Here is an 11,998-nt window from a genome sequence, read left to right as displayed (position 1 = left end):
GTTCAGACCTTGGATCGTTATTTATGTTGAATTCTTTTCAACTAAAAAAGAGGCCTTGAAAAAAGAAAAGTTTCTAAAATCCGGGATTGGGAGAAAATTTATCTCAGAGAAAATACTTCCTTTTTATAAAAAATAGATGGAGGATTCATATCCGCCAGAGGCGGACGGGGGATCGTGCCCCCCTCTCGCTACAAAAAATCCCTAATGAAAATTGGGGATTTTTTTATTTTTACAGAATGAATGAGTTTGTCACATATGTACTGTATTCAATAAAATTTGATAAAATATATATTGGATATTCTTCCTCTTTAATTCAAAGATTCTATTCTCACAACACATTTTCAAATAAAGGATACACAGTTAAGTTCAGACCTTGGATCGTTGTTTATGTTGAATTCTTTTCAACTAAAAAAGAGGCCTTGAAAAAAGAAAAGTTTCTAAAATCCGGGATTGGGAGAAAATTTATCTCAGAGAAAGTGCTTCCTTTTTATAAAAAATAGATGGAGGATTCATATCCGCCAGAGGCGGACGGGGGATCGTGCCCCCCTCTCGCTACAAAAAATCCCTAATGAAAATTGGGGATTTTTTTATTTTTACAGAATGAATGAGTTTGTCACATATGTACTGTATTCAATAAAATTTGATAAAATATATATTGGATATTCCTCATCTTTAATTCAAAGATTCTATTCTCACAACACATTTTCAAATAAAGGATACACAGTTAAGTTCAGACCTTGGATTGTTGTTTATGTTGAATTCTTTTCAATTAAAAAAGAGGCCATGAAAAAAGAAAAGTTTCTAAAATCCGGGATTGGGAGAAAAATTATCTCAGAAAAAGTGCTTCCTTTTTATAAAAATAGATAGAGGATTCATATCCGCCAGAGGCGGACGGGGGATCGTGCCCCCCTCTCGCTACAAAAAATCCCTGATGAAGATTAATTTTTTATTTACTCAATGCTTGACTGTCTCTATTAATCCATCCAGGCTAAAACTTTCCTGGCTTCCTGTTTGCATAATTTTTAAAGTATAGGTTTTTGAAGCAATCTCATTTCCTCCAGCAAGAACTACAAAGGGAATTTCCCTTTTATCGGCATAGGTCATTTGTTTGCCCATTTTTGCAACATCAGGGTACAATTCGGCTGCAATGTTATGTTTTCTTAAAAAAGAAATAGCTTGCATAGCATAAAATGCTTCTTCATTACCAAAGTTTATAAAAAGTACACGGGTATTTTGTTCCACTGTTTTAGGAAATAATTGCAGCTCTTCCAGTACCAGATAAATACGATCCAATCCAAAAGAAATTCCCACTCCGCTCATATTTTTTAAGCCAAAAATACCGGTGAGATCGTCATAACGGCCTCCACCCCCAATGCTTCCCATTTGCACACGCTCAGGTGCAGATACCTCAAAGATGGCTCCAGTATAATAGTCTAATCCGCGTGCAAGAGTAACATCAAGCTCCAGGTGAGACGATATTAACCCAAGGTTTTGTACTGTATCAATTACAAATTTTACTTCTTCAATTCCTTGAAGACCTAATTGAGAGTTTGTCAATAACTCAGAAAGGCTGTTCAAACGTTCTGATGTATTTCCTTTAAAGCTAAACAGTGTTTGTAGTTTTTCAATAGCACTTTCAGAGATTCCCTTTTCCAACATTTCTTTTTTAACGCCTTCCTCACCTATTTTGTCCAATTTATCAAGCGCTACCGTAAAGTCAATGAGTTTATCTTCTGCCCCAATTACTTCGGCAATCCCTGATAGAATTTTTCGATTATTGATTTTAATCGTGCACCTGTGAAGCTGTAATTTTGAAAGCACTTCATCATAAAGTTGAACTAACTCCACTTCTTGCCACAGTGAGTCTGATCCCACTACGTCTGCATCACATTGCCAAAACTCTCTGAAGCGTCCTTTTTGAGGACGATCTGCACGCCACACGGGCTGCATTTGGTAGCGTTTAAAAGGAAAGACGAGTTCGTTTTGATGCTGGACTACATAGCGTGCAAAGGGCACTGTTAGATCATACCGCAATGCTTTTTCAGAAATGTGAGAGGTGATGTGCTGACTGTCTTTTTCGCTTAAAGCGGAAGCATCAAGCTTTTTTAGAAAGTCTCCGCTGTTCAAAATTTTAAAGATCAACCGGTCCCCTTCTTCACCATATTTCCCCATCAATGTTTCAGAGTTCTCAAAAGAAGGCGTCTCAATGGGTTGAAAACCATAGAGCTTAAAACTGCTTTTGATGGTATCCATAATATAATTTCGCTTTGCCACATCTTGTGGTGAAAAATCGCGTGTGCCTTTAGGAATAGAAGGTTTCTTTGCCATAACTGAAAGTTTGAGGCACAAATATCTTTAATTCTTGTCAAAAAGCGACAAAAAAAAATAAGAAGTATTTAAAATGTTCTAGTAATAGGCCAATATTTGCAACTGGTCTTTATCAGCTCCAAAATAAGCGAAGATATTATCATTCCCGAAACCAGCTACCAGCCCTCCAAAATGAACGGTATAAGTTCCGGGAGGTAATGAAACATAATCTGAGCCCGTACTGTAAAAAAACCGGTCTGCACCTTTGGATGAATCCCCATTGGAATAAAATTGGGCTGTTAAAGCATAAGTAGTGGGTAAATAGGTCGAAGTTGCGTGGTCATATATAAAAATTGTAGATTTTACAGTCCTCGCGCCATTATCACTAATTTTTTGGGGAATATTTCTTTCAATACGCCAGCTAAGTGAATAGTTGATTTCTATGACTGCGTCATCAGTAAGTGTAAAAGATGGAAAAGTGTGATTATTGGGGACCAAATAGGTAAAATTATCACCAGTTCCTGTTTGAACCACTTTCTGTTCTCTGTTGTTTGGTATATAATCTTCATTATCCATTATGAAGCGTAAATTATCATCTCTGTCACCTAAAACCAAATCGCCATTTGCATCAACATACACTCTACTTGTTGATTCTGACCCTAAATTATTTGGATTGTTAATAGCATTCAAACCTTCCACTTTTACATTAGAATTCTCTCCGGCAACGTGCAACGTTGATTCCGGATTCGATGTGTGAATGCCCACTTGACCAAAAGTGTATAAAGGGAGTAAAAAAAATAATATATTTTTCATAATCTTTAAATTAATTATAAAATCTAATTCTTAGTAGTGATTCAGACCCTCCAAGCAATACCGCCGTAGTATTATCTACATGACCGGCTAAATCAACATAAAAATTAAGTGTATAAGTACCTGGGGCTAAAGAAATATAGGCAAATCCATTGTTGTAAAAGGTGCCCGGACCACCACCTGTTGAAATATTGTAATAATTTTGACTTATTTGACCAAATTTGTCAACGCCAGAGTCAATTGTAAAATAAGTTTTTATCTGCCTGGATTGACCATCAAAAATTCTAACTCCGGTTTCACTTACCGGATCATAAGTTTCAAAAATATTATATGACAAACTGTATTTTACTTCAATAAATGATTCTGAAGGCAGTGTAATTTGATAATTATAAACATTTGTAATTGTACTTGAACTATTATTGTTTTCAGCAACTACAGGAACTGAAAATGCAGAAGAGGCATCTATGATATGGATAGATTCAGAGATAACTTCGGAAGGTTTAAGCGTAATTTCACCATTTTTTTGAACATACGTAGGAGCCAACTTAATACCATCATTAAGTGGATTGTTTACTTCGTTCAAAGCTTCAATTCTGACTGTAGATTGTTCACCTGCAATATGCAAAGTTGCATCAGGATTTGTTGTTCCAATGCCCACTTGACCAAAGATGCTTGTTGAGACAAAAATAAAAAATATGGCTGAGTAATAATTTTTCATAAGTGCACTAATTAATATATTCTCATTAATATTTGATCTTGAGCAACCCCAAACTTAACATGAGTTGAATCGGTTGTAGATCCACTTCCAACACTTCCATAAAAACTTATGGTGTGTGTTCCTGCCGGAAGAAAAATATAAGTAGAAGCATTGTTATAATAGGTTGTACTTACGCCATTTAAGTGTGAATTGATATAACATTTGGATGTCATACCATATTTTCTGGCAGTACTTCCATTTAACAACACATAGTTTCTAATTACTCTGGCTAACTGATCAGTAATTTTGTCATTTTGGTCATTTAAAAATACTTCAAAACTCAAACTGAATTTAATTTCCAAATAGGAAGGCCGGTCGACAGTAACTATCTTACTGAAAATTTCCTGATCTATATTTTCAACACCAAACTGTGTAATTGAGGAAGAAGGTGCAAGAATATCAATTTCATCTCCTGAATTAGTATTGTGGAGTAACTCAAACTCTAAGGTTAAAACACCATTTTCATCCACAAATAAAGGAGCATTCATCACGTTACGGTTAGATAGGTTATTAATACTATCCAGCATTTCAACTCTAAAAGAAGAATCACTTTCCGCTATATGAAGTGTTTGTTGAGGATCTGAAGTATTGATACCTACAAAACCTTCCTGAGAAAAAGAACTCTCAAAAATAAGGCAGCAAAACAAAAGTAATATCTGCTTTTTCATAGGTTAAGATTTAATAATGGGCACTTCAAATATAATACAAAACAATAAATATACGTTATATTACTTATATTTTCGATATAATGCAATATTTAATAGGGTTTTTCTTACTTAATATACTTGAATCACATAACTATTCTTGTTAAACATGATAATTTAATTTTTATATTTTGTAACATTTTGTTTACTACTAATACATATCTTTGAATTAAATAACATTCAATGTTTGGCCTTTTAAGAGAGAATATTCGCATTGCCTTAGATTCTATAAGAACCCAGCTCCTGCGCACGATTTTAACTGTTCTAATTATAGGTATTGGAGTCTTTGCTTTGGTAATGATTTTAAGCGCAGTTAAATCTCTTGAAAACACCATTACAGGTGATTTTGCTTCAATGGGATCCAATACCTTTTCACTTCAGCGTTATGACTTCGAAATACAACGTTCAGGAGAACGTGAAAAAGTTAACCCAGTCATCAGTTACAGAGACATTAAGCAGTTTGAAGACACTTATAATTTTCCCCTCACCAAAACTGCGGTTTCTTTCACAGGTACCGTTGGAGCAGAAGTAAAATATGAAAGCAATAAAACCGATCCAGAAGTTCAGGTCCTAGGGGTAAATGAAAATTATATAGACAACTCCGGATTGAAACTTCAATTAGGACGAGAGTTTAATGTGTTTGATATAGGAAATAACAATAATGTATGTGTTTTGGGGTCTGATTTTTTGAAAGGTTTATTCAAAGATGAAAATCCAATTGACAAAACAATAAGCATACGCGGCGCCAAATTTAAAGTAATTGGCGTCTTGGAAGAAAAAGGCTCCACATTTGGTAACAACCAGGATTTAAGGGTGTTATTGCCCATACAATCAGCAAGAAGCATCTTTACTCAACCCAATATCAACTACAATATAAGTGTAATGGTAGACAATGCCGAAATGCTTGATATCGCTCAGGAAGAGGCCATTATTACATTCAGGAATATAAGAGGATTGAGCCCGCTAGAAGAATCTAACTTTGGAATGGTAAGAAGTGATGATTTAATCAACCGAATTACAAGTATCACCGGTTACCTTGAAGCTGCAGCCTGGATTATCAGCATCATTACCATTTTTGGATCGTCAATTGCCCTGATGAATATTATGTTGGTTTCAGTGACAGAACGCACCCGAGAAATTGGTGTAAGAAAATCTCTAGGGGCTAAAAGCAAAACCATCGCAAACCAATTCATCATTGAAACTGTACTGATTGGCCAATTGGGTGGTTTGCTTGGAATTTTTTTAGGAATTGTGGGAGGATACTTATTTGCACTTGCCTTAAAGTTTGACTATAGTTTGCCTTGGGCTGCTATGATAGCGGCAACTATAATTTCATTTGTTGTTGCAGTGATTGCGGGCTCTTATCCCGCGGCAAAAGCAGCAAAACTGGATCCTATTGAATCACTTAGATATGAGTAAGTTATAACAACTCTCTTAAAGTGTTGTAAAAACCTCCATCCGTTATAATTGCCCCTTCTTTGATGTAATCAAATATTTCAATTTTTCGCTCGTCGTTGAAGTTTTTTGTTCCTTCATAAAGCTCAACTTCGTCTGCTCCAATATTTTTTTCAAGCCATTGAATGCCTTCATTGGTTAACAAATCAACATCAGCTTTTTTAATTTTCACGGCTATAAGGTTGATTTGGCTTTCGCCGAAAGCAAACAGATATACCTGATTTTGACTCCAGTTTTCCAGAAATTCAACTTTAGACAACGTTGCTTCCCATATTAAATCACTAAAAACATCCAGCTCATCTTCTGCAACCTGAGGGGTTTCTTTTTTAATTTTTTCCCATTCATCGGCAGTGATGGATTGACTTGCTAAAAACCTTGTAAATTCTTCATGAAGACTTTCAAATTGCTCTTTGGTGAGTCGTGAGTATTTCATTGGTATTAATTGACTTTTAAATAGAAATGAAAAATTAAAAAAGCCTTAAGAATTTCTTCAAAAGGCTTATTTTAAATAAAATAATTTAAAATTTATTTTGCTTCTGCTACTACAGAGAAACTTAAAGTTTCAACAACTTCTCTGTGGAAACGGATAGATGCTTCATATTGCCCGGTTCTTTTAACCAAACCACCTGCAACATTAATAAATTTCTTCTCAATTGAGATTCCTTCTTTTTCAAGTGCATCCGCTAAATCGGCATTGGAAATAGAACCAAAAAGTTTATCTCCTTCACCTGTTTTTGCAGTTAATTTTATATCAAGATTACTTAATTTAGAAGCTTGCTTTTTTGCTTCATCAACTAATTTTTGTTCTTTATATGCACGCTGCTTTAATGTTTCAGCAAGTACTTTTTTTGCTGAAGGTGTAGCTAAAATAGCGTGGCCTTTAGGAATCAAAAAGTTTCTTGCATAACCGTTTTTAACAGTTACTAAGTCGTCTGCAAATCCTAGATTCTCAACGTCATTTTTTAATATAACTTCCATGTCGTGCTATTTTTTATTTTAATAAATCTGCTACATAAGGCATTAAAGCCAGGTGACGCGCTCGTTTTACAGCTACGGCAACCTTACGCTGGTACTTTAAAGAAGTTCCTGTAAGTCTTCTAGGCAACAATTTACCTTGCTCGTTTACGAAACTCAATAAGAAGTCTGGGTCTTTGTAGTCAATATATTTAATACCTGATCTTTTAAATCTACAGTACTTTTTGTTTTTACTGGTGTCAATATTAAGGGGAGTCAAATATCTGATTTCTCCGTCTTTTTTTCCTTTTGATTGTTGTTCTAAAGTGGCCATAATTAAGCGTTTTCTTTGTTTCTGTTTCTTCTTTTCTCAGCCCAGGCAATTGCGTGCTTGTCCAGCTTTACAGTTAAATAACGCATCACGCGCTCGTCTCTTCTAAATGTAAGTTCGTAAGGTGTAATCACCTCACCGGGTACAGTAAATTCAAATAAGTGATAAAAACCACTTTTTTTGTGTTGAATTGGGTAAGCAAGTTTTTTCAAGCCCCAATTTTCTTTGGATATCATCTTAGCACCGTTAGAAACAAGAAAATCTTCAAATTTCTTAACTGTTTCCTTTATCTGGTCTTCAGATAAAACGGGATTTAAGATGAAAACAGTTTCATAATGATTCATAAAAATATGTTTAAATTAATTATTATTGTTCACCTACAGTTTATACTTCTGTAAATGAGGGTGCAAAAATAGTATTTAATTTGGAATATTCAAAGCGTTATAAGAAGCTATTTTTCTTACACAAAGGCATATATTTTAATCTTTAATTCGTTAAAAGTTAATAAAAGTTGCAGTTTATCGATATTTTAATTAATATTGTCATGATTAAATAATTGGGAAATTAGTGGAAAAAGTTGTATTAAATTGTGTTATCGTAGATGACTCCAGTTTGCAACGTTTATCGATTGTAAGACTGGTTCAAAACCATCCATCATTAAACCTTGTTGCCGAATATAACAATGCAATTGAGGCTAAAATGGGTTTACTTAACAATAAAATTGACTTGGTTTTTCTAGATATTGAAATGCCAATTTTATCTGGCTTTGACTTGTTAGATGATTTGACACAAAAACCACAAATCATATTTATAACTGGAAAAACTAAATATGCATTCAAGGCATTTGACTATGATGCTGTTGACTATTTGAGAAAACCCATTACCAAAGAACGTTTTCTCAATGCAGTGCATAAAGCAATTACAAATTTCAAACTCAAAAACGACGAAGGCTTTGATGATGAAGATTTTATCTTTGTGAAAAGCAATCTCAAAAAACGAAAAGTTTTCCTAAATGAGCTAAAATATATTGAAGCTCTTGGCGATTATGTAAAATTGGTAACAGACCACGAATCGCTCGTAGTGCTTTCAACCATGAAGTCGTTCGCCGCATTGCTGCCCCAGGATCGCTTTATGAGAATCCACAAATCTTACATTGTCAACCTTGATCGTGTGGAACGCTATAATAGCAAAACTGTTGAAGTTGAAAAAGAGTTTTTACCTTTAAGCCGAAACAAAAAAACAGCTTTAGTGGAAGCGTTAAGCTCTTCATTTAATAGTTAATTAATAATTATCTACATCAATCGTTAGCTTTACACTTCTAAAATCTTTGATTGAGAGAAAACTTCTTTCAATTTTTCTGATAATTTCTTTAGATTTTTTTACAGATTGATTTCCGGGTATTTTGACCAATAAGTTGGTGATGTACTCATTTCTAATACGACCAACTGGTGGTTGCTCTGGCCCCAAAATATTTTCTTTGAAAACATTTCTTAAGGACGCTCCCAGCCATGTTGCAGCAGTTTGCATTTTTATAAACTTTCTGTCTTTCACAGTTATCTTAATCAAACGATAGTATGGGGGATACTTAAAATCAAAACGTTCAACAGTTTGCATGTTGTACATTTCTTCATAATTTTGAGATACCACTTGTTGCAAAATGGGATGTTTGGGATTGAATGACTGAATAAAAACTTTTCCTTGTTTGGAGGTCCTCCCTGCTCTGCCTGAAACCTGAAGCAGTAATTGAAAACTTCTTTCCAAAGCTCTAAAATCCGGATAATTGAGAAGGTTATCAGCATTCATAACCCCCACCAAGCTTACATTTCTAAAATCCAGCCCTTTGGCGAGCATTTGAGTACCCACCATAATGTCAATTTCACCTTGCTCAAGACCTTCTATCAGTTTTTCATAGGCGTGTTTGCCTCGGGTAGTGTCCTGGTCCATGCGTGCAATATTTTTATCAGGAAAAATTGATTTCAACTCTGTTTCAATTTGTTCTGTACCTAGCCCTTTGGTGTCAAGATGTGAACTTCCACAAGCCATACAGGCTTCTTGCATAGCTATGTGGTAACCACAGTAGTGACATCGCAATTGTCTTTTGTGTTGATGATAAGTCAAACTTACATCACAGTTTGGACATTGCGGTGAATTTCCACAGGTAAGACACTCAACTGTAGGGGAAAATCCCCTGCGGTTTTGAAACAACAACACTTGTTCATTTTCAGATAATGCTTTTTTTATGGCTTCAAGCAGTTGCTTTGAAAAATGGCCTTGCATTTGCTTTTTGTGGTAAGAATCCCGAAGATTTATTAATTCAATATCTGGTAATTTCACATCCCCAAAGCGTTTGGTTAAACTCACGAGTCCATATTTATGGTTTTGTGCATTGTAATAAGTTTCCAATGCTGGTGTTGCAGAACCCAGCATAACATTAGCTTTATGTAGATTTGCCAAAACAATTGCAGCATCTCTGGCATGATATCTGGGCGACGGACTGTATTGTTTGTAAGAAGGTTCGTGTTCTTCATCTACTATAACAAGACCCAGGTTCTGAAATGGTAAAAACATAGACGACCGCGCTCCTATGACCAATTGAGCTTTTTCTTTTTGATTGAGTACGTTTTGCCAGACTTCCACCCGTTCATTTGTAGAGTATTTTGAATGGTACACTGCTATTTTATCTCCAAAATATAATTTTAACCTGTTAATTAGCTGTGTAGTGAGTGCAATCTCCGGAAGCATATAAAGCACTTGTCTTCCGTTTTTTAAAACTTCTTCAATCAGTTTTACATAAATTTCAGTTTTTCCACTTGACGTAATACCGTGCAGAAGTGTTACAGGTTTTGATTTCCAATGTTCTTTTATTTCTAAAAACGCTTTTTGTTGAGGCTCACTTAAGTTTTTTATGGCTTGTATTTCTTCACCATCAAAATCAATTCGGTCTTTTCTCAATTCATAAATTTCTAAAACCCCCTTGTTTTCAAGTGCCTTGATAACAGAATCTGACACATTGCTTAATTGTTGAAGTTCTTTTAATTGAATTGGTTGTTTTGATTTTGAACTCATTGTGAAATAATGCATCACAACTTCTTTTTGCTTTTTTGCAGTAGCCAATTGTTCTAATAATTTTTGCAGTCCTTCGGGTAATGAAAAGTTGCTGTGAATTTGAACAAACTTTACCATTTTAGGTTTATATTGCTCAACAACCTCTTCTTTTGATACAATTATTTTTTGATCAACCAGGCGATGCAACATGGTAAACACAGCCTTTTTATTGACAATATCCTGAACTTCTTGTATTCTAAGTTCTTTTTGCAGCTGAAGCGCTTCTACGATGAGTAATTCATCATCATTCAACAATGCATCATCAATTTCAATGGTATTATTAAGTGCAATGATTGTTTCGCTCTCCAGCAGAAATGCTTTGGAGACGGCAGCTCTTAATACTTCTCCCAAAGTACACATATAATAACTTGCCATCCATTGCCAATGTTGTATTTGAAGTTCAGTAACGATGGGCTTTTCATCGAGAATTTGTTCAATCTCTTTGGTTTTGTAGCTTCCGGGCTCTTGAGAATGCACACTGAAAACTATGGCCGTATACACTTTTGATTTCCCAAATGGAACAGTCACACGCATTCCCGGCTTTAAAAACAGTGCTTCATCTTTATTTACACTGTATGTAAAAAGATTTTGAATTGGAATGGGCACGATTACATCTATAAAATAATTCATTCTTCAAATGTACTGTGTTTTCGTTTTCGACCCTTCAATTTATAAATAGTAACATTAAGTTCAAATCCAAGTAAAAGCAAGTTGGAGTTAATCCAGATATAAAGCATCATAATTAATATCGCACCAATAGATCCGTATAGTTCATTATATGAGGAAAAGTTTTCTATATAAACCCCAAAAAGATAAGTAGTGACCAAAAACAGTAGTGTAGTTAAGATGGCTCCAACAGAGAAGAACCTATATTTTCTGCTTTCTTTAGTTCCAAAATAATAGAGCGTGGCAATAATCACATAAATTAATACAAAAAAGGAAACATACCTAAGCACACTCACCCACAAAACAACATCCAGCATCAAACCTTCATCACTCAGAAAATGAATAACATATTGACCTAACAACAATAATATAACAGATACAAATAACACAAAAGCCAAAAAAACGGAGACAACCAAAGCAATTACATACTGCCTGATAACTGAACGGTTTTTATCAACATAAAAAGAATACTCAAATCCTGAGAAAATAGCATTGACTCCATTGGCCATTAAAAAAATAGACAATAAAAGAGTAAAAGAAAGTAAACTTCCGCGCGGATTGGCAGCAATATCAAGTAGAATGGGTTGAAAAAATTCTGCTGTTTGCGGAGGTAATAATTCGTCAATAAGTCTTAAAAATTCTTCTTGAAAATTTTGAATACGAACATATGGAATCAAGTTTAAAACAAATAAAATAAAAGGGAACAGTGCCATAAAAAAACTAAAAGCAATGGCTCCTGCCCTGGCTGAAAACGCACCTTTCGCAATACCAACAATGTAAGTTTCTATCAAGTCATATAAAGAAAGTCCTTTAAATACAGGAAATTTGATGCGCTTTCCAATCAAAACTAAATTTCGCAACAGCGGAATTTTTAATAACTTTTCTTCTATTTCTTCAGACATAAAAAAG

14 protein-coding genes are annotated in these 11,998 nt (G+C 34.7%); 4 read left to right on the top strand and 10 right to left on the bottom strand.

The features are described 5' to 3' along the window. The first annotated feature begins 236 nt into the window (after positions 1 to 236). A complete protein-coding gene (locus IEV69_RS10845; RefSeq protein WP_188442359.1) occupies positions 237 to 500 on the top strand; it encodes a GIY-YIG nuclease family protein in 264 nt (87 codons plus the stop codon). Next, the gene (locus IEV69_RS13910; protein ID WP_229741433.1) at positions 451 to 867 is read left to right on the top strand and encodes a GIY-YIG nuclease family protein; all 417 of its coding nucleotides are present in this window, start codon (positions 451 to 453) and stop codon (positions 865 to 867) included. Before IEV69_RS10845 ends, IEV69_RS13910 begins: the two co-directional genes overlap by 50 nt. 87 nt (positions 868 to 954) lie before the next feature. On the opposite strand, the gene hisS is transcribed toward IEV69_RS13910, so the two are convergent. The 4 genes from hisS to IEV69_RS10820 form a co-directional block, all read right to left on the bottom strand. Further along, positions 955 to 2,328, bottom strand: a complete 1,374-nt coding sequence (gene hisS, locus IEV69_RS10835; protein ID WP_188442341.1) for a histidine--tRNA ligase — start codon at positions 2,326 to 2,328, stop codon at positions 955 to 957. 78 nt (positions 2,329 to 2,406) lie between these two features. Beyond that, the gene (locus tag IEV69_RS10830; RefSeq protein ID WP_188442340.1) at positions 2,407 to 3,120 is read right to left on the bottom strand and encodes a hypothetical protein; all 714 of its coding nucleotides are present in this window, start codon (positions 3,118 to 3,120) and stop codon (positions 2,407 to 2,409) included. Between the two features lie 10 nt (positions 3,121 to 3,130). Next, the gene (locus IEV69_RS10825; protein ID WP_188442339.1) at positions 3,131 to 3,835 is read right to left on the bottom strand and encodes a hypothetical protein; all 705 of its coding nucleotides are present in this window, start codon (positions 3,833 to 3,835) and stop codon (positions 3,131 to 3,133) included. An 11-nt stretch (positions 3,836 to 3,846) separates the two neighbouring features. Continuing rightward, a complete protein-coding gene (locus IEV69_RS10820; protein WP_188442338.1) occupies positions 3,847 to 4,542 on the bottom strand; it encodes a hypothetical protein in 696 nt (231 codons plus the stop codon). A gap of 219 nt (positions 4,543 to 4,761) precedes the next feature. On the opposite strand from IEV69_RS10820, the gene IEV69_RS10815 reads away from it, so the two are divergent. After that, on the top strand, positions 4,762 to 5,997 hold the full coding sequence (locus IEV69_RS10815) for an ABC transporter permease (RefSeq protein ID WP_188442336.1): 1,236 nt from the start codon (positions 4,762 to 4,764) through the stop codon (positions 5,995 to 5,997). Position 5,998: 1 nt separating this feature from the next. Here IEV69_RS10815 and IEV69_RS10810 read toward each other — a convergent pair whose 3' ends face one another. From IEV69_RS10810 to rpsF, 4 genes are all read right to left on the bottom strand, one after another. Beyond that, positions 5,999 to 6,466 carry a DUF6495 family protein gene (locus IEV69_RS10810; RefSeq protein WP_188442334.1) on the bottom strand — a complete coding sequence of 156 codons (468 nt, stop codon included), beginning with the start codon at positions 6,464 to 6,466 and terminating at the stop codon, positions 5,999 to 6,001. A 92-nt stretch (positions 6,467 to 6,558) separates the two neighbouring features. Then, entirely contained in the window at positions 6,559 to 7,011 is a 453-nt protein-coding gene (rplI, locus tag IEV69_RS10805) for a 50S ribosomal protein L9 (protein ID WP_188442332.1), read from the bottom strand. Positions 7,012 to 7,024: 13 nt separating this feature from the next. Continuing rightward, positions 7,025 to 7,321 (bottom strand): 30S ribosomal protein S18, encoded by a 297-nt coding sequence (gene rpsR, locus IEV69_RS10800; RefSeq protein WP_188442329.1) that lies wholly within the window; start codon positions 7,319 to 7,321, stop codon positions 7,025 to 7,027. A gap of 2 nt (positions 7,322 to 7,323) precedes the next feature. After that, on the bottom strand, positions 7,324 to 7,662 hold the full coding sequence (rpsF, locus tag IEV69_RS10795; RefSeq protein ID WP_188442327.1) for a 30S ribosomal protein S6: 339 nt from the start codon (positions 7,660 to 7,662) through the stop codon (positions 7,324 to 7,326). Positions 7,663 to 7,885: 223 nt separating this feature from the next. On the opposite strand from rpsF, the gene IEV69_RS10790 reads away from it, so the two are divergent. After that, a complete protein-coding gene (locus tag IEV69_RS10790) occupies positions 7,886 to 8,599 on the top strand; it encodes a LytR/AlgR family response regulator transcription factor (protein WP_188442325.1) in 714 nt (237 codons plus the stop codon). Here the strand turns inward: IEV69_RS10790 and priA are convergent, their stop codons facing one another. Both priA and IEV69_RS10780 read right to left on the bottom strand, forming a co-directional pair. After that, complete coding sequence (priA, locus tag IEV69_RS10785; protein ID WP_188442323.1) at positions 8,600 to 11,053, bottom strand: replication restart helicase PriA; 2,454 nt, start codon at positions 11,051 to 11,053, stop codon at positions 8,600 to 8,602. Beyond that, positions 11,050 to 11,991: a YihY/virulence factor BrkB family protein gene (locus IEV69_RS10780; RefSeq protein ID WP_188442322.1), complete on the bottom strand. Its 942-nt coding sequence runs from the start codon at positions 11,989 to 11,991 to the stop codon at positions 11,050 to 11,052. Before IEV69_RS10780 ends, priA begins: the two co-directional genes overlap by 4 nt. Between the last annotated feature and the right edge of the window lie 7 nt (positions 11,992 to 11,998).

The sequence above is a fragment of the Planktosalinus lacus genome (assembly GCF_014640155.1).
Lineage (GTDB): Bacteria > Bacteroidota > Bacteroidia > Flavobacteriales > Flavobacteriaceae > Planktosalinus > Planktosalinus lacus.
This window is presented reverse-complemented; position numbering and strand designations above follow the sequence as displayed.